This window comes from Burkholderia sp. IT-111MI5 (assembly GCF_949752865.1).
Classification (GTDB): domain Bacteria; phylum Pseudomonadota; class Gammaproteobacteria; order Burkholderiales; family Burkholderiaceae; genus Burkholderia; species Burkholderia pyrrocinia_C.
The window spans coordinates 26,272-44,309 of record NZ_CATKIF010000055.1 but is presented as its reverse complement, the minus strand read 5'-3'; the positions used below and the strand labels follow the sequence as shown (position 1 = coordinate 44,309).

The following is an 18,038-nucleotide window of genomic DNA, read 5'->3' as shown; positions in this document are numbered from 1 at the left end:
TCTCCAGATGTAAGACAAATGTATGGGAAGAACCCCTTAGTACTTGGTTCCCATATGTAAAGCTACCACGCCACCTGACAAATTGTAATATTTGACGGCATCGAGGCCCGCTTGTTCCATCATCGTCTTCAGCGTGTCCTGATCGGGGTGCATCCGGATAGATTCAGCAAGGTACCGGTAACTTTCAGCATCTTTCGCGAACTTGTCGCCAAGCCACGGTAATACTTTGAAAGAATACAGATCGTACGCTTTTTTCAGCGGATCCCAGACTTTCGAGAATTCCAGCACCATCACGCGGCCCCCGGGCTTCGTCACGCGGCGCATTTCCGCCAGCGCGGCGTCCTTGTGCGTCATGTTGCGCAGCCCGAACGCGACCGTGACGACATCGAAGTAGTTGTCCGGAAAGGGAGTTTTCTCCGCGTCGCACAGCAGCGACGGCGTCACGATGCCCTTGTCGAGCAGCCGGTCGCGGCCGACGCGCAGCATCGATTCGTTGATGTCCGTGTGCCAGACTTCGCCCGTCGGCCCGGCCGCCTTCGCGAACGACTTGGTCAGGTCGCCGGTGCCGGCCGCGATATCGAGCACCTTGAAGCCGGGGCGCACGTTCACCTGCGCGATCGTGAACGCCTTCCACGCGCGGTGCATGCCCGCCGACATCAGGTCGTTCATCAGATCGTAGTTGCTCGCGACCGAATGGAACACACCCGCCACTTTCTTCGCTTTTTCGTTTTCCTCGACGCTTTCGAAGCCGAAGTGGGTTTTGCTCATCGCGTTGATCCTCAGTAAATGGCAAGACGGCGCCGAGCGGGCGCCGTCGATTTCAGTGGCAGTGGCCGTGCGGCGCCGCGGCCGCCTGCATCGGGGCGTCGCGATCGGCGCCCGCCGCCTTCAGTTTGTCGAAATAGTCGCGCCACAGCGCGTCCTGCTGCGTCGCCAGTTCGTACAGCAGGTCCCATGAGTAGATGCCGGTCGAATGGCCGTCGGAGAACGTCGGCTGCAGCGCATAGTTGCCGACGCCTTCGAGCGCGGTGATCGTCACCTCGCGCTTGCCCGTCTGCAGCGTCTCCTGGCCGGGCCCGTGGCCGCGCACCTCGGCCGACGGCGAATAGACGCGCATCAACTCGAACGGAATCCGGTAGCTGTCGCCGTTCGGGTACTGCAATTCGAGCACGCGCGACACCGCGTGCACGACGACGCCGGACGGAATCGGCGTCGTGGAAGTCAAACCGCTCATGGCTGCCTCGAATCGGTCGTTCGTTGAATTTCCTCGCGCACCGCATTGTGCAGCAGCGAGGCCTGCGCGGCGCGCGTGCGCAGCAGCGCCTCGGACACGCCGCGCTGGCGCGGCGCCCACACGGGCTGCGGGAAATGGGCGTCGTTCGAGAAGCGCGGGATCACGTGCCAGTGCACATGCGGCACCATGTTGCCGAGGCTCGCGAGATTCACCTTGTTCGGCTGCATCACGCGGCGCACGGCCCGCTCGACCGCGTAGACCACGCGCATCAGATGTGCCCGCTCGGGCTCGCCGAGATCGGAAAACTCAGCCACGTGCGCACCCCAGATCACCCGGCAGAAGCCCGGGTAGTCGTGCTCGCCCGTTGCCAGCACGACGCGCAGCGCGTCGTCCCGCCAGAGCAGCTCGCCGCCGTCTTCACGGCAAAACACGCATTCCATCGTCGCTCCCATGTGGGCGGGCGCCCGCGCATCGGCGCCGGCGCCCGCTCTCATCCCAAGCCCGGTCGGGCGGTCGTCATGCCCGCATTAGACCAGCACGCGCTCGATCCCGCCATGGTTCGCCCGTGCGACATAATCGGCCATCCAGTTCTCGCCGAGCACCTGGCGCGCGATCTCGACCACGATGTAGTCGGCCTCGATGTTCGCATCCTCGTTGTAGCGCGACAGGCCCTGCAGGCACGACGGGCAGCTCGTCAGGATCTTCACGTCCGGGCCGTTCGCGGCCGCTGCGGCCGGCGCCGGCGCATCGCCGGCGACGACCGGGATGCTGCGCAGCTTCGCCGCGCCCTTGCGGATTTCCTCTTCCTTGCGGAAGCGGACCTGCGTCGACACGTCCGGGCGCGTGACCGCGAGCGTGCCCGATTCGCCGCAGCAACGGTCGTTCTTCTCGATCTTGTAGCCGTCCTTCTCCGTGCCCATCAGCTCGTTGACGAGCTTGACCGGGTCCATCGTCTTGATCGGCGTGTGGCACGGGTCGTGATACATGTAGCGCGTGCCCGTCACGCCGTCGAGCTTCATCCCCTTCTCGAGCAGGAACTCGTGGATGTCGATGATCCGGCAGCCCGGGAAGATCTTGTCGAATTCATAGCCGGCGAGCTGGTCGTAACACGTGCCGCACGACACGACCACCGTCTTGATGTCGAGGTAGTTCAGCGTGTTCGCGACGCGGTGGAACAGCACGCGGTTGTCGGTGACGATCTTCTCGGCCTTGTCGTACTGCCCCGCGCCGCGCTGCGGATAACCGCAGCACAGATAGCCCGGCGGCAGCACCGTCTGCACGCCGGCTTCCCACAGCATCGCCTGCGTAGCCAGGCCGACCTGCGAGAACAGGCGCTCGGAGCCGCAGCCCGGGAAGTAGAACACCGCTTCCGAATCGACGGTCGTCGCTTTCGGGTTGCGGATGATCGGCACGATCTTGTTGTCCTCGATGTCGAGCAGCGCACGCGCCGTCTTCTTCGGCAGGTTGCCCGGCATCTTCTTGTTGACGAAGTGGATCACCTGCTGGACGACGGGCGGCTTGCCGACGGTCGCCGGCGGGTGCTGCGTCTGCTTCTTCACGACGTTCTTCAGCATGTCGTTCGCGAAGCGCTGCACCTTGTAGCCGACGCCCATCATCACGCTGCGCGCGGCGTTGATCGTCTGCGGATTGGTCGCGTTCAGGAAGAACATGCCCGCCGCGCTGCCCGGGTTGAACTTCTTCTTGCCCATCTTGCGCAACAGGTTGCGCATGTTCATCGTGACGTCGCCGAAGTCGATCTTCACCGGGCACGGCGTCGCGCACTTGTGGCACACCGTGCAATGGTCGGCCACGTCGTTGAACTCGTCCCAGTGCTTGATCGACACGCCGCGGCGCGTCTGTTCCTCGTACAGGAACGCCTCGATCAGCAGCGACGTCGCAAGGATCTTGTTGCGCGGGCTGTACAGCAGGTTCGCGCGCGGCACGTGGGTCGCGCACACCGGCTTGCACTTGCCGCAGCGCAGGCAGTCCTTCACCGAATCGGCGATCGCGCCGATGTCGGACTGCTGCATGATCAGCGACTCGTAGCCCATCAGCCCGAAGCTCGGCGTATACGCGTTGCGAAGATCGGCGCCTTCGAGCAGCTTGCCCTTGTTGAAGCGGCCGTTCGGGTCGACGCGCTGCTTGTACGCGCGGAATTCGGCGATCTCGTCGTCGGTCAGGAACTCGAGCTTCGTGATGCCGATCCCGTGCTCGCCGGAGATCACGCCGTCGAGCGAGCGCGCGAGCTTCATGATGCGTGCAACCGACGCGTGCGCGTCCTGCAGCATCTCGTAGTTGTCGGAGTTGACCGGGATGTTCGTGTGGACGTTACCGTCGCCCGCGTGCATGTGCAGCGCGACGAACACGCGGCCGCGCAGCACCTGCTTGTGGATCGCCTGCGCCTCGTCGAGGATCTGCTTGAACGCGCCGCCGTTGAAGATCGCGCGCAGCTCCGCGCGGATCTCCTGCTTCCACGAGATGCGGACCGTGCGGTCCTGCGTGATGTGGAACACGGTCGCGCCCGGCTGCTCGTCCGCACGATCCGCGAACTTCTCGGCCAGCGCCTCGTAGCCGAGCTGCACGAGGTAGTGCTGCGCCTCGCGCAACGGCTGGTCGAGCCGGTCGCGCACGAATTCCCAGCGGGCACGCACGCGCTTGAGCAGCTCCAGCGCCTGCTGGACGCGGTCTTCGAGCAGCTCGGCGCTCGGGATCTCGTTCGCGTCGTCGGTCTTGCCGAGCGGCAGGTTGCCGCCGCGGAAGAACGCTTCGAGCGCGTCGACGAGCTGCAGCTTGTTCTTCAGCGACAGCTCGATGTTGATCCGCTCGATGCCGTCGGTGTACTCGCCCATCCGGTTCAGCGGGATGACGACGTCCTCGTTGATCTTGAACGCGTTCGTGTGCTTCGCGATCGCGGCCGTGCGGCTGCGGTCGAGCCAGAAGCGCTTGCGCGCCTCCGCGCTGACCGCGACGAAACCCTCGCCGCTCTTGCCGTTCGCCATCCGGATCACTTCGGACGTCGCGTGCGCGACCGCATCCGCATCGTCGCCGACGATGTCGCCGATCAGCACCATCTTCGGGAACGAATTGCGCTTGCTCTTGGTCGCGTAGCCGACCGCGCGCAGGTAGCGCTCGTCGAGGTGCTCGAGGCCCGCGAGGATCGCGCCGCCCTGCTTCGACGTCTCGAACAGGTAGTCCTTGATTTCGACGATGCTCGGGATCGCCTCGCGCGCCTGGCCGAAGAATTCGAGGCAGACGGTGCGCGTATGCGCGGGCATCTTGTGCAGCACCCAGCGCGCGGACGTGATGAGCCCGTCGCAGCCTTCCTTCTGCACGCCCGGCAGGCCGGCGAGGAACTTGTCGGTCACGTCCTTGCCGAGCCCTTCCTTGCGGAACCGGCGGCCTTCGATCTCGAGCATCTCGGTGCGCAGCAGCTTCTCGCCCGGCGCGTACGCGCCGTCGAACCACTTCAGCTCGAAACGCGCGACCGCAATGTCGTGGATCTTGCCCTGGTTGTGCTCGTGGCGCGTGACTTCGAGCCAGTTGCCGTCCGGGTCGACCATCCGCCACCAGGCCAGGTTGTCGAGCGCGGTGCCCCACAGCACGGCCTTCTTGCCGCCCGCGTTCATCGCGACGTTGCCGCCGATGCACGATGCGTCGAGCGAGGTCGGATCGACCGCGAACACGTAGCCGGCCGCCTCGGCCGCTTCGGTCACGCGGCGCGTGACGACGCCCGCGCCGGAGAAGATCGTCGGCACCTTGTGCGCGACGCCCGGCAGCTCGGTCAACTCGACCGCACCGAGCTGTTCGAGCTTCTCGGTGTTGATCACCGCGGAGAACGGCGTGAGCGGCACCGCGCCACCCGTGTAGCCGGTGCCGCCGCCGCGCGGAATCACCGTCAGGCCGAGCTCGAAGCAGGCCTTGATCAGGCCCGCGATCTCGGCTTCGGTATCGGGCGTCAGCACGACGAACGGGTATTCGACGCGCCAGTCGGTCGCGTCGGTCACGTGCGACACGCGCGACAGCCCGTCGAAGCGGATGTTGTCCTTCTGCGTGCAGCGGCCGAGCGCCTTGGTCGCGCGGCGGCGCAGGTCGGCCATTTTCTCGAATTCGTCGGCGAACTCGTTGACCGCACGCTGCGCGGCGGCTTCGAGCATCTCGACGCGCAACGCGCGCTCGCGGCCCGCGTCGTCGCGGTGCGCGGTGAGATCCGCGCTGCGGCGCTTGCCGATCTCGGTCAGGCGGTGGTTCAGCGCCTCGATCAGCAGCGCGCGGCGCTTCGGGTTGTCGAGCAGGTCGTCCTGCAGGTACGGATTGCGCCGCACGACCCAGATATCGCCGAGCACTTCATACAGCATCCGTGCCGAACGACCCGTACGGCGTTCGGCGCGCAGTTCGTCGAGCACCGACCACGCCTCTTCGCCGAGCAGGCGGATCACGATCTCGCGATCGGAGAAGGACGTGTAGTTGTAGGGAATCTCGCGCAACCGGGGCGCGGGGTCGGCGGCGACGGCGGCGGCCGCGCCATTCGGATCGAAAACTTGTGGTGCGTTCATGTTCGGACGACTCGGAGGGCCGATACCCCGTGCACGGGCGTCGGCAAGCGCGTGGGCGCAATCTTGGGGAAATCTGTTCTGTTACCAGGCGCGCGGCTGTCCTTCATGGGGCCGGAGCGGGCGTTGATTCGCCCCTCCTGGCCGGCGACAGGGCCTGGCGGCACTCGGAACCATCAGCACGATCGCGCGCGGCGCGCATGCCGTTCCGCCGCGGGGCTGGCTGCGCGCGGCGTCGGCTTCAACGGGGCGATCCGAGGGTGCCTCTGCATCTTCCGATCCTTGATTCAAAACGGAATTCTAACCCATGATCGGGCCATGCGTGACACGCCGGACAGGTCGTGGGGCTATCCCCGCCAGCCGCGCCAGGCCTGGTTCGGCGCGGATTCGTGCGATCATTCGCCGCCCGTCCGGTCGGTAACCGCGCGGTTAAACCGGTAAAAACGGGACGCCCGGCGTCGCGAATGCGCCGCCCGCGCGGCCCCGCGACCGCTCGCCCGGCATGCCGCTTGCGTGCGGGCGGACCCTTGGCGCTATCATTGACCTTTTACCGTCTGCTTCCGCACTGCACGCGAGCGCCCATGGCATCCCACGATTACCTGAAGAAAATCCTCACCGCGCGCGTCTACGACGTCGCGATCGAGACGGAACTCGAACCCGCCCGCAACCTGTCAGCCCGGCTGCGCAATGCCGTTTACCTGAAGCGCGAGGACAACCAGCCGGTGTTCTCGTTCAAGCTGCGCGGCGCGTACAACAAAATGGCGCACATTCCGGCCGACGCGCTCGCGCGCGGCGTGATTACCGCGTCGGCCGGCAATCACGCGCAGGGCGTCGCGTTCTCGGCGGCCCGGATGGGCGTCAAGGCGGTGATCGTCGTACCCGTCACGACGCCGCAGGTGAAAGTGGACGCGGTGCGCGCGCACGGCGGCCCGGGCGTCGAGGTGATCCAGGCCGGCGAGTCGTACAGCGACGCGTACGCGCATGCGGTCAAGGTGCAGGAAGAGCGCAGCCTCACGTTCGTCCACCCGTTCGACGATCCTTACGTGATCGCCGGCCAGGGCACCATCGCGATGGAGATCCTGCGCCAGCACCAGGGCCCGATCCACGCGATCTTCGTGCCGATCGGCGGCGGCGGCCTCGCGTCCGGTGTCGCCGCATACGTGAAGGCCGTGCGCCCGGAGATCAAGGTGATCGGCGTGCAGGCCGAGGATTCGTGCGCGATGGCGCAATCGCTGAAGGCCGGTGAGCGCGTCGAGCTGACCGAGGTCGGCCTGTTCGCGGACGGCACCGCGGTGAAGCTCGTCGGCGAGGAAACCTTCCGGCTGTGCCGCGAATACCTGGACGGTGTCGTGACCGTCGACACCGACGCACTGTGCGCGGCGATCAAGGACGTGTTCCAGGATACCCGCAGCGTGCTCGAGCCGTCCGGCGCGCTCGCGGTCGCGGGCGCGAAGCTGTATGCGGAACGCGAGGGGATCGAGAACCAGGCGCTCGTCGCGGTCACGTCCGGCGCGAACATGAACTTCGACCGGATGCGCTTCGTCGCCGAGCGCGCGGAGGTCGGCGAGGCGCGCGAAGCCGTATTCGCGGTCACGATCCCCGAGGAGCGCGGCAGCTTCAAGCGCTTCTGCTCGCTCGTCGGCGACCGCAACGTCACCGAGTTCAACTACCGGATCGCCGATGCGCAATCCGCGCACATCTTCGTCGGCGTGCAGATCCGCCGTCGCGGCGAATCGGCGGAAATCGCCGCGAACTTCGAGTCGCACGGCTTCAAGAGCGTCGACCTGACGCACGACGAGCTGTCGAAGGAACATATCCGCTACATGGTCGGCGGCCGCTCGCCGCTCGCGCTCGACGAGCGCCTGTTCCGCTTCGAATTCCCGGAGCGGCCGGGCGCGCTGATGAAATTCCTGTCGTCGATGGCGCCGGACTGGAACATCAGCCTGTTCCACTACCGCAACCAGGGCGCGGACTACAGTTCGATCCTCGTCGGGCTGCAGGTGCCGCAGGCCGATCGCGCCGAGTTCGAGGGCTTCCTCGCGGCACTCGGCTATCCGTATGTCGAAGAGAGCGCCAACCCGGCTTACCGCCTCTTCCTGTCGTAAAGGCGTCACGCAATGAATCCCGAACACTCCCCGCTCGGCAAGGCCACCGTCTACGCAGCCCAGTACGATGCGTCGCTGCTGTTCCCGATCCCGCGCGCGGGCGCGCGCGAGCAGCTCGGCATCGCGTCGGCGCTGCCGTTTTTCGGCACCGACATCTGGAACGCGTACGAGCTGTCGTGGCTCAACGTGCGCGGTAAGCCGCAGGTCGCGGTCGCGACGTTCTACGTGCCGGCCGAATCGCCGAACATCGTCGAATCGAAGTCGTTCAAGCTGTATCTCGGCTCGTTCGCGCAGTCGAAGTTCGACTCGATCGACACGGTGCGCGACACGCTGAAGCGCGACGTGTCGGCCGCATGCGGCGCGAGCGTCGCCGTGCAACTCGTGTCGGCGCACGATTTCGGCAAGCTGGAAATGGACGAGCTCGACGGGCTGTCGCTCGACCGGCTCGATCTCGACACCGACGTGTACGAACCCGATCCGTCGCTGCTGTCGGCCGCCGAGAACGAAGCGCCGGTCGAGGAGACGCTCGTGTCGGACCTGCTGCGCTCGAACTGCCCGGTCACCGGCCAGCCCGACTGGGGCAGCGTGCAGATCCACTACGTCGGGCCGCAGATCGATCATGCCGGCTTGCTGCGCTACATCATCTCGTTCCGCAATCACACGGGCTTTCACGAGCAGTGCGTCGAGCGGATCTTCCTCGACATCCTGCATGCGTGCAAACCGGTGAAGCTCGCGGTGTATGCGCGTTACACACGCCGCGGCGGGCTCGACATCAACCCGTTCCGCACGAACTACAACCAGCCGATGCCGGACAACGCGCGGACTGCGCGGCAGTGACGGCGGCCGGCGAGCGGCAGACGCGAGCCCCAAACAGAACAGCCCGTTCGGCTCGCGCCGGACGGGCTGTTCTCCTGTGCGCGGGGAAGCGCAGCCGCGTTACTTCGCCGGCGCCTTGTACGCGATGCAGTCGACCTCGACCTTGCAGTCGATGACCACGCTCGACTGCACGCATGCGCGCGCCGGCGGATGCTCGCCGAAGTACGACACGAACACCTTGTTGAACGACGCGAAATCGCGCGCATCGTCGAGCCACACGCCGCAGCGCACGACGTGCTCGAGGCCGTAGCCGGCTTCCTTCAGGATCGCGATCACGTTCTCGATCGTCTGCTTCGACTGCGTGACGATCCCGCCTTCGACGACCTCGCCGTTCACCATCGGCGTCTGGCCCGACACGTACAGCCAGCCGTCGGCCTCGACCGCACGCGCAAACGGCATCACCTGGCCGCCGGTACCCTTCGCTTCGCCTACGCCATATCGCTTCATCGTTTCACTCCTTGTTTTGTCGACCCGGGCAGGCGCTTCAGCACCGCCCCGGATCCCGTGCAACGCTCGGTTGCGGATGCGCGCGCCGGCAGCGGCACACGCGTGAAGATCGGAACAATCGCCGCGTCCGGACTCAGAATGCAGCTTCGGCGCTCGCCGGCACGCGCTCGCCACGCGCGACGAAGCCGCCGGCGCGCTCGCCGGTCGGCTGGCCGTTCTCGTAGGTCAGCACGCCGTTCACCCACACGGCATCGATCCCGTGCGCGGGCTGCTGCGGCTTCTCGAACGTCGCGGCGTCGATCACGCGCGCCGGATCGAACAGCACGAGATCCGCGTGATAGCCGACATGCACCTCGCCGCGCCGCGCGATCCCGTAGCGGCGCGCGGACAGCGACGTCATCTTGCGGATCGCCTCCTCGAGCGGCAGCAGGTTCGTGTCGCGCACGTAATGGCCGAGCACGCGCGGGAACGCGCCCCACAGCCGCGGGTGCGGCAGCGGATCGTTCGGCAGACCGTCCGAGCCGACCATCGTCGCGGGGTGCGACAGGATCCGCCGCACGTCGTCCTCGGACATGTTGTGGTACACGGCACCGGCCGGGCGGATGCGCTGCGCGGCTTCCTGCTCGGTCACGCCCCAGTCGGCCGCAATCGCCTTCAGCAGCTTGCCCGCGACTTCCGGGTGCGGCTCCGACCACGTGATCGTGATGTCGATGTCGCCCGTCACCTGCTTCAGGTCGAGCGTCGACGAGCTGCGGCTGTACGGATAGCAGTCGCAGCCGACCGGCTGGTAACGGCGCGCGCCTTCGAGCGACTCGAGCACTTCGGTGCTGCGCCCCCAGTTCGACGGCCCCGCGCACTTCAGGTGCGAGATCACGACCGGCACCTGCGCATGGCGGCCGACGCGATACGCCTCGTCCATCGCGTCGAGGATCGCGTCGAACTCGGTGCGCATGTGCGTCGTATACAGCGCGCCCGCATTCGCGAGCGGCTCGGCGAGCGCCATCACTTCCTCGGTCGGCGCCGCGAACGCGGAACCGTACGCGAGGCCCGACGACAAGCCGAGCGCGCCGTTCGCGAGCGCCTCCTCGAGCTGCGTGCGCATCGCGGCGATCTCGCCGTCGGTCGCCGCGCGGTCGAGGCGATCCATCTGGTTGTTGCGCAGCGCCGTGTGGCCGACGAGCGCCGCGACGTTCACGGCCGGACGCGCGTCGTTCACGGCCGCGACGTAGTCGGCGAAGGTCGGGTACCGGAACGCGCCGCGCTCGCCGAGCAGGTTCATCGGGTCGGGCGGATCGCCCGCGAGCGTCACCGGCGACGCGCTGATCCCGCAGTTGCCGACGATCACGGTCGTCACGCCCTGCGAGATCTTCGGCAGCATCTGCGGCGCGCGGATCACGTGCGTGTCGTCGTGCGTGTGCACGTCGACGAAGCCCGGCGCGAGCGCGCGGCCGTTCGCATCGACGACGGTCTCGGCGAGCCAGTTCGACAGGTTGCCGATCGCCGCGATCACGCCGTTGCGGATCGCGACGTCGCGCGTGACGGGCGGCGCGCCGGTGCCGTCGTACAACTGCGCGCCGACGATCAGCGTATCGGCGGCTTCGGGATGCGAATGCATGGTCAGTCTCCTACCGGTTGACGGTCTCCGCCGCCGCGATGCGCATCGAGCGCATGCTTGATGCGGCGCAGCGATTCTCGGCCCGCATCGCCGAGCCGCAGCGCGACTCCGGTGACGAGCACGTCGATCGCCATCATCATCGCGTAGCGCGACGTCGACGGCTTGTAAATGAAATCGGTTTCGAACGCGACGACCGGGATCAGGTGGTCGGCGAGCTTCGCGAGCGGCGAAGCCGGCGCGGTGATCGCGATCAGCTTCGCGCCGTAGCGCTTCGCGAGGCGGCAGCTCTCGAGCAGCTCGGGCACGCGCCCGCTCACCGACAGCGCGACGACGACCGCGTCGCGCGACAGCGTCGCGGACACCATCCGCTGCAGCAGGCTGTCCTGGTAGCTCGCGACCGGCCGGCCGAAGCGCACGAGCCGGAAGCGCAGCTCGTCGGCGAGCATGGTCGAGCCGCCGCCCTGCCCGTACACGTAGATCATCTTCGCGCCGGCGAGCAGATCGGCCGCCGCGTCGAACGACGTGTTGCGCAGCAACTGGTGGTTGTGCGCGAGCGCCACGCGGATCTCGTCGTAGACGACCGACGCGGGGCTCGCGTCGGCGGTCGGCGCATCGTCGGACGGCACCAGAAAACGCTGGCCGACGGCCGCCGCCTGCGCGACGAGCACCTTCAGTTCGCGCACGTCGCGGCAGCCGACGGCCTTCGCGAAACGCGTGACCGTCGCGACGCTGACCTCCGCGTCGCGCGCGAGCGCGCCGATGCTCGCATGCGCGGCGCGCGCGAGATCGGCGAGGATGAACGTGGCGACCTTGCGCTCGGCATCGCGCAGCTCGGGCGCGCATTCGGCGATCCTCGCGACGATGTCGAGGACCGGCGGGGCGGCCGAAGCCGGATGGGGCTCGGCCGCGAGCGGAGCGGACGGGGTGGCGGGCGTATTCATCTGCGGAAAAGGGTTCGAAGCCTGATGTTACTAAATAACATCACCGCGCCGATGCTACTTTCTGTACCATCGGCATGTCAACTTCAGTGCAATGCATAGTGATGATGGAGCGGGATGACATGAAAGTTACAAACTATCAGGAAGCGACGATCGATCCTTTCGGCAAGGGCCTGGGCAACCTGCCGAGCGCCAGCGTGCCGCTCGGCGACGCGGGCCGCCTCGAGTGGAACCTGCTCGCGGAAGACGTCAGCCTGCCGGCTGCCGTGCTTTACGAGGACCGCATCGAACACAACCTGAACTGGATGCAGGCGTTCGTCCAGCAGTATGGCGTCAAGTTCGCGCCGCACGGCAAGACGACGATGGCGCCGCAACTGTTCCGCCGCCAGCTCGATGCCGGTGCGTGGGGCATCACGCTCGCGACCGCGCACCAGACGCAGGCCGCGTATCACGGCGGCGTGCGACGCGTGCTGCTCGCGAACCAGCTCGTCGGCCGCCAGAACATGACGATCATCGCCGGGCTGCTGTCCGATCCCGACTTCGAATTCTTCTGTCTCGTCGATTCCGCCGAGAGCGTCGACCAGCTCGGCCGCTTCTTCGGCGACGCGAAAAAAACGCTGAACGTGCTGCTCGAGCTCGGTGTGCCGGGCGGCCGCGCGGGCGTGCGCGACGCCGCGCAGCGCGAGGCCGTGCTCGCCGCGCTCGCGCGCTATCCGGACACGCTTAAGCTGGCCGGCATCGAACTCTACGAAGGCGTGCTGAAGGAGGAAGGCGAGATCCGCGCGTTCCTGCAGGACGCGGTCGCGCTCACGCGCGAGCTGGCCGACGCCGGCCGCTTCGCGCGCACGCCGGCGATCCTGTCCGGCGCCGGTTCGGCGTGGTACGACGTGGTCGCGGAAGAATTCGCGAAGGCGTCCGACGCGGGCTTCGCGGAAGTCGTGCTGCGCCCGGGCTGCTATCTGACGCACGACGTCGGCATCTACAAGAAGGCGCAGACCGACGTGTTCGCGCGCAACCCGATCGCACGCAAGATGGGCGAAGGGCTGCTGCCCGCACTGCAGCTGTGGGCGTACGTGCAGTCGGTGCCGGAGCAGAATCGCGCGATCGTCGCGCTCGGCAAGCGCGACGCGGCATTCGATGCAGGCCTGCCCGAGCCGGCGCGCCACTTCCGCCCGGGCCGCGACACCGCGCCGCGCGACGTCGCCGCCACCGAAGGCTGGGCCGTGACCGGGATGATGGATCAGCACGCATACCTGCAGATCCCGCCGGGCGCCGACGTGAAGGTCGGCGACATGGTCGCGTTCGACATCTCGCACCCGTGCCTGACGTTCGACAAGTGGCGCCAAGTGCTCGTGCTCGATCCGCAGTTCCGCGTGACGGAAGTGGTCGAAACCTTCTTCTGACGCACGTTGCGCGCGCCGCCCCGCCGCTCGCGCGGGGCGGCCGTCACGCGCGCTTCAATCTGCCGGAGTACACTGCGCTTTCGTCCTCGGGGCCCCTCGCGGCCGTTGCGTCGGTCTGCCGCACGCGGCGCGAACGGGCCCTCAACGCTGCTTCACTGGAGAAAGTCATGGCCGCGAAGAAGATCCTGTTCCTGACCGGCGATTTCGCCGAAGACTACGAAACGATGGTGCCGTTCCAGGCGCTGCAGGCCGTCGGCCATCACGTCGACGCAGTCTGCCCGGGCAAGCGCGCGGGCGACAAGATCAAGACCGCGATCCACGATTTCGAGGGCGACCAGACCTACACCGAGAAGCCCGGCCACCAGTTCACGCTGAACGCGGCGTTCGACGACGTCGATGCATCGCGCTACGACGCGCTCGCAATCGCGGGCGGCCGTGCGCCCGAATATCTGCGACTCGACCCGAAGGTGATTTCGCTCGTGCGCGAGTTCGCCGCGGCCGGCAAGCCGATCGCAGCGATCTGCCACGCCGCGCAACTGCTCGCGGCCGCCGACGTGATCCGCGGCAAGCGCATCTCGGCCTACCCGGCCTGCGCGCCCGAGGTGAAGCTCGCCGGCGGCGAATATGCGGACATCCCGGTCGACGCGGCCGTGACCGACGCGCCGTTCGTCACCGCGCCCGCGTGGCCCGCGCATCCGGCATGGCTCGCGCAGTTCCTCGCGCTGCTGGGAACGCGCATCGAGCTGTGAACCTGAAGTGAATTGAGATGAATTGAAGCGCTGGCCGGTGGCAAGATTTCGTGCTCGCCTGCCGGTCGCGATCGTTCGCGGGCGCGGCGTACGCGCCTGCCCGCGCCGCGCTTCAGCGCGCGACCGGCGTCGAACCGACGTCCGCGATCCGCGATTCCAGCATCGCCAGCGCGCCCGACAGCGCATTCAGCACGTCGTCCGGCAACTGCGCCACCGTCTGTTCGAGAAACGCCTTGCGGCGCGGCAGGCACGCGTCGAACGCGGCGCGGCCGTCGTCCGTCAGCGTCACGTTGGTCACGCGGTTGTCGCGTGCGTCGGATTCGCGCTCGATCCAGCCGAGCGCGTCGAGCGACTTCAACTGGCGCGTGAGCGCGCCCGGATCGATGCGCAGCACTTCGACGAGCTTCTTCTGCGACGAATGTCCGCCCATCGTGTGCAACGCGACCATGATGCGCCAGCGCGGCATCGGCTGCCCGACGTGCGCTTCGAACGCGGTCATGAACGCGCGATACGTGCGTCCGAATTGCTGCAAGATCGCGACGCGGTCCTGTTCTTCCATGCGCTGATTTCGTTTCCGGTGAATCGTTGAATCGTTAATCGGCCGCGACGTGCGGCTCGATCTTGCGCCGCAGCGCGATCGGCGGCACGCGGCGGCACTGCCATACCGACACCACGGCGACGACGGCCGCCATCGCGACGCCCAGGTGAATCGCGCCGACGAGCGATTCGCGGGCCGCTTCCAGCAGCAGCGCGCCATTATGCCCGGCGCGCGTCAGCTCCGCGACCAGACCGCCCTGCGCCGCCCGGTCGATCAGGATCTGCGGATCGGCGAGCTGCGCATGCCACTGCGTCGCATGGTCGGCCGCGAGTGCATTGCGCACGCCGCCCGAATACATCTGGTTGACGAGCGTGCCCGTCAGCGCGGTGCCGATCATCCCGCCGACCATCCGCAGCGACTGCAGCAGCGCCGTCGCGATGCCGAGATGCTCGCGGCCGGCCGCCTGCTGCGCGAACACGGTGAGGTTCGGCAGCACGAAGCCGAGCCCGATGCCGCCCGCGACCATCAGCGCCATCAGCATCCAGGTCGGCGTCGTGTGGGTCGACACGACGATGCCCGCGCATGCGATCGCGAACAGCACGAAGCCGACGTGCAGCATCGCGTTCGGATTGCGGATGCGCGTGACGACGCGGCCGTTCATGATGCTGCCGATCGTGATGAACACGACGAGCGGCGTGATCACGAGCCCGGCCTCCTTCGGCGACATCCCGAAGCCGCCCTGGAACAGCAGCGGCGCGTAGAACAGCAGCGAGAACATCGAGAAGCCGGCGAGGATCGCGAGCACGAACAGCGCCGACAGCGCGCGGTTGCCGAACATGTCGAACGGCAGAATCGGCTGCGCGCAGCGCTTCTCCCAGTGCCACAGGCCGATGCCGGCCGCGACCGCGACGACGAGCAGCAGCGACGCCCAGCTCGCGACGCCGTACTTCGGCAGCCATTCGACGAACAGTTGCAGCGCGCCGAGCGACAGCGCGATCAGCAGCGCGCCCGGCCAGTCGAGCCGCATCTTGCGATCGTGCTCGACGTGGCGCAGGTGCGGCAGGTAGCGCCATACGAACAGCAGCGACAGCAGGCCGACCGGCAGGTTCACGTAGAACACCGAGCGCCAGCCGAACGACTGGGTCAGCACGCCGCCGAGCGACGGGCCGACCGCGTTCGCGATGCCGAAGGCCGAGCTCATCAGCACCTGCCAGCGCAGCCGCACGACCGAATCGGGGAACAGGTCGGGAATGCACGCGAACGCAGTGCCGACCAGCATTCCGCCGCCGATCCCCTGCAGGCCGCGCGCGAGCACGAGGGTCAGCATGTCGTTGGCCATCCCGCACAGCACGGACGCGACGGTGAACACGACGATCGACACGATCACGAACGGCTTGCGGCCGTAGTAGTCGCCGAGGCGGCCGAAGATCGGCACGGTAATCACGGAGCTGAGCAGGTACGAAGTCGCGACCCACGCGTACAGGTCGAAGCCCCTCAACTCGGCGACGATGGTCGGCAGCGCGGTGCCGACCACGGTCTGGTCGAGCGCGACGAGCATGGTGACGAACGAGATCCCGATCATCGCCAGTAGCGATTCGCGGAACGGCAGGACTTGCCCGCTCGAATGGTGGGCGGCAGTATGGACGGCCATTTTTTGTTGATGCAACTTTTGACGAGTCAAACGATCTCAAAATTCTAGCATGTCGGAGTAATCTAGGCCGGCGGCGGTCAAACCGCTCCCCGGCCGCCAAGGAGAAAGATGGAACCGATTTCAATCACGCCCGCGACGACGCTGTCGCCGGAGGACCGGGACGCGCTGCGGCGCGCGAAGCAGGTGCTGGAAAGCCCGTCGCTGACGATGAAGCTGACGGGCGTGCTCGGCGCGCCGGTCGAGAAGATGATCGCGCGGCTGCCTGATTTCGCGACCGGCAAGATCAACGATGCGACGCAGCTCGCGCTGCGCAAGTGCCTGAACATCGCGCTGCGCACGCTCGGCAAGCCGCAGACGCCGGACGCCGAGCCCGAGAAACCCAGCAACCTGCTGCACAAGCTCGCGGTCGCGACGACCGGCGCGGCGGGCGGTGCGTTCGGCTTTCTCGCGCTGCCGGTCGAGCTGCCGGTGACGACCACGCTGATCTTCCGCTCGGTATGCGACATCGCGCGCAGCGAGGGCGAGGATCTCGCGTCGGTGGACACACAGTTGCAATGCCTGGCCGTGCTCGGCATGGGCGGCAACCCGGACAAGCAGGAAGAGGACGCCGATCTCGGCTATTTCGTGCTGCGCGGCGCGCTCGCGCAGGCGATCTCGAAGGCGTCGTCCGACATCACGACGAAAGGCATCGCCGCGCACAGCTCGGCGGCGGTGTTCAAGCTGGTACAGACGGTGGCATCGCGGTTCTCGGTGCAGGTGACCGAGCAGATGGCCGCGAAGTCGATCCCGGCGATCGGCGCCGTGCTCGGCGCGACCGTCAACACGCTGTTCATCGACCACTTCCAGCAGATGGCGCACGGCCACTTCACCGTGCGCCGGCTCGAGCGCAAGTACGGCCCGGCGGCCGTCCAGGCCGCCTATCAGGCGATCGACGCCTCGCCGACGCGCTGAACCGCGCGTTCGACCGCGACGCGGCGCAGGAACGCGGCCGCGCGATCGAGCGCATCGCGCGCTTCCGGCACCATCGGCGCGTAAAGCTGCCACACGTGCGGCATGTCCGGCCACACCTCGATCTCGACCGGCACGCCGGCCGCCTTCGCCTTCTCCGCGACACGGCGCGAATCGTCCAGCAGCACCTCGGTGCTGCCGACCTGGATATACAGCGGCGGCAGGCCCGCGAAATCCGCATAGAGCGGCGATGCGTACGGATTCGTCGCCGGCTCGTCGCCGAGGTACAGCTTCGCGGCCTTCGGCAGCGCGGCGCCGGCGAACATCGGATCGGCGCCGTCGTTGGTGCGCATCGTATCGCCCGTGCCGGCCAGGTCGGTCCACGGCGAAAACAGGATCGCGCCGGCCGGCAACGGCTCGCCGCGATCGCGCAGCGCGACGAGCGTCGCGAGCGCGAGGCCGCCGCCGGCCGAATCGCCGCCGAGCACGATCGACTCGGGCGGCGTGCCGAGCGCCAGCAGTTGCCGGTACGCGGCCAGCGCATCGTCGAGCGCGGCCGGGAAGCGGTTTTCGGGCGCGAGCCGGTAGTCGAGCGAGAACGAGCGCACGCCCGCGCGCTTCGTCAGGCCGAACACGAGCGGCCGGTGAGTCTTCGTCGAACAGAAGTAATAGCCGCCGCCGTGGAAGTACAGCAGCGTGCGGCCGGGCGCGCGAGCCACGCCCGCGTCGGTGCGTTCGAGCCATTCGCCGCGCAGCGGCGCGTCGCTCGCGCCGTAGCACTGGCGCAGCCGGTAGCCCGACGGCGCGCGGCGCGGCACGACCATCCGCAGGTCGGTAAAGCGCCGTGCGCGGGCGGGATCGAGCACCTCGCGCGTGGTCTCGGGACGGAACTGCCAGCGCAGCAGCCAGCAGGCGAACTTGCTTTGCCAACTCATCGGACGCACTCCGTAATCACAGTGTGACGATGGTACGTGCGATCGTTCC

15 protein-coding genes are annotated in these 18,038 nt (G+C 67.4%); 5 read left to right on the top strand and 10 right to left on the bottom strand.

The window, feature by feature from the left end:
- Positions 1 to 36: 36 nt before the first annotated feature.
- From ubiE to ACM6JT_RS27375, 4 genes are all read right to left on the bottom strand, one after another.
- A complete protein-coding gene (ubiE, locus tag ACM6JT_RS27390; protein WP_414857688.1) occupies positions 37 to 768 on the bottom strand; it encodes a bifunctional demethylmenaquinone methyltransferase/2-methoxy-6-polyprenyl-1,4-benzoquinol methylase UbiE in 732 nt (243 codons plus the stop codon).
- 52 nt (positions 769 to 820) lie between these two features.
- Positions 821 to 1,234 (bottom strand): gamma-butyrobetaine hydroxylase-like domain-containing protein, encoded by a 414-nt coding sequence (locus ACM6JT_RS27385; RefSeq protein WP_034179009.1) that lies wholly within the window; start codon positions 1,232 to 1,234, stop codon positions 821 to 823.
- On the bottom strand, positions 1,231 to 1,674 hold the full coding sequence (locus tag ACM6JT_RS27380) for an HIT family protein (RefSeq protein WP_034179010.1): 444 nt from the start codon (positions 1,672 to 1,674) through the stop codon (positions 1,231 to 1,233). Before ACM6JT_RS27380 ends, ACM6JT_RS27385 begins: the two co-directional genes overlap by 4 nt.
- An 87-nt stretch (positions 1,675 to 1,761) precedes the next feature.
- The gene (locus ACM6JT_RS27375) at positions 1,762 to 5,787 is read right to left on the bottom strand and encodes a DUF3683 domain-containing protein (RefSeq protein ID WP_414857687.1); all 4,026 of its coding nucleotides are present in this window, start codon (positions 5,785 to 5,787) and stop codon (positions 1,762 to 1,764) included.
- 578 nt (positions 5,788 to 6,365) lie between these two features.
- Between ACM6JT_RS27375 and ilvA the strand changes: the two genes are divergently transcribed.
- Both ilvA and queF read left to right on the top strand, forming a co-directional pair.
- Positions 6,366 to 7,889, top strand: coding sequence for a threonine ammonia-lyase, biosynthetic (gene ilvA / locus ACM6JT_RS27370; RefSeq protein WP_414857686.1), 1,524 nt, complete (start codon positions 6,366 to 6,368; stop codon positions 7,887 to 7,889).
- Between the two features lie 12 nt (positions 7,890 to 7,901).
- Positions 7,902 to 8,726 (top strand): NADPH-dependent 7-cyano-7-deazaguanine reductase QueF, encoded by an 825-nt coding sequence (queF, locus tag ACM6JT_RS27365; protein WP_414857685.1) that lies wholly within the window; start codon positions 7,902 to 7,904, stop codon positions 8,724 to 8,726.
- A 99-nt stretch (positions 8,727 to 8,825) separates the two neighbouring features.
- Here the strand turns inward: queF and ACM6JT_RS27360 are convergent, their stop codons facing one another.
- From ACM6JT_RS27360 to ACM6JT_RS27350, 3 genes are all read right to left on the bottom strand, one after another.
- Positions 8,826 to 9,212, bottom strand: coding sequence for a RidA family protein (locus tag ACM6JT_RS27360; RefSeq protein WP_414857684.1), 387 nt, complete (start codon positions 9,210 to 9,212; stop codon positions 8,826 to 8,828).
- Positions 9,213 to 9,345: 133 nt separating this feature from the next.
- Complete coding sequence (locus tag ACM6JT_RS27355) at positions 9,346 to 10,827, bottom strand: N-acyl-D-amino-acid deacylase family protein (RefSeq protein ID WP_414857683.1); 1,482 nt, start codon at positions 10,825 to 10,827, stop codon at positions 9,346 to 9,348.
- Positions 10,828 to 10,829: 2 nt separating this feature from the next.
- Complete coding sequence (locus ACM6JT_RS27350) at positions 10,830 to 11,768, bottom strand: MurR/RpiR family transcriptional regulator (RefSeq protein ID WP_034179015.1); 939 nt, start codon at positions 11,766 to 11,768, stop codon at positions 10,830 to 10,832.
- Between the two features lie 119 nt (positions 11,769 to 11,887).
- Here ACM6JT_RS27350 and ACM6JT_RS27345 point away from each other — a divergent pair, with 119 nt between their 5' ends.
- On the top strand, positions 11,888 to 13,168 hold the full coding sequence (locus tag ACM6JT_RS27345) for an amino acid deaminase (RefSeq protein WP_175750286.1): 1,281 nt from the start codon (positions 11,888 to 11,890) through the stop codon (positions 13,166 to 13,168).
- 167 nt (positions 13,169 to 13,335) lie between these two features.
- A complete protein-coding gene (locus ACM6JT_RS27340; RefSeq protein WP_034179017.1) occupies positions 13,336 to 13,917 on the top strand; it encodes a DJ-1/PfpI family protein in 582 nt (193 codons plus the stop codon).
- A gap of 112 nt (positions 13,918 to 14,029) precedes the next feature.
- Here ACM6JT_RS27340 and ACM6JT_RS27335 read toward each other — a convergent pair whose 3' ends face one another.
- Both ACM6JT_RS27335 and ACM6JT_RS27330 read right to left on the bottom strand, forming a co-directional pair.
- Positions 14,030 to 14,476 carry a MarR family winged helix-turn-helix transcriptional regulator gene (locus ACM6JT_RS27335; protein WP_034179018.1) on the bottom strand — a complete coding sequence of 149 codons (447 nt, stop codon included), beginning with the start codon at positions 14,474 to 14,476 and terminating at the stop codon, positions 14,030 to 14,032.
- A 34-nt stretch (positions 14,477 to 14,510) separates the two neighbouring features.
- Positions 14,511 to 16,106: an MDR family MFS transporter gene (locus tag ACM6JT_RS27330; protein ID WP_034179019.1), complete on the bottom strand. Its 1,596-nt coding sequence runs from the start codon at positions 16,104 to 16,106 to the stop codon at positions 14,511 to 14,513.
- Between the two features lie 108 nt (positions 16,107 to 16,214).
- Here ACM6JT_RS27330 and ACM6JT_RS27325 point away from each other — a divergent pair, with 108 nt between their 5' ends.
- The gene (locus ACM6JT_RS27325; protein ID WP_034179020.1) at positions 16,215 to 17,057 is read left to right on the top strand and encodes an EcsC family protein; all 843 of its coding nucleotides are present in this window, start codon (positions 16,215 to 16,217) and stop codon (positions 17,055 to 17,057) included.
- Here the strand turns inward: ACM6JT_RS27325 and ACM6JT_RS27320 are convergent.
- A complete protein-coding gene (locus ACM6JT_RS27320) occupies positions 17,027 to 17,989 on the bottom strand; it encodes an alpha/beta hydrolase (protein ID WP_034179021.1) in 963 nt (320 codons plus the stop codon). The two genes, ACM6JT_RS27325 and ACM6JT_RS27320, sit on opposite strands and share 31 nt — an antisense overlap.
- Positions 17,990 to 18,038 lie beyond the last annotated feature (49 nt).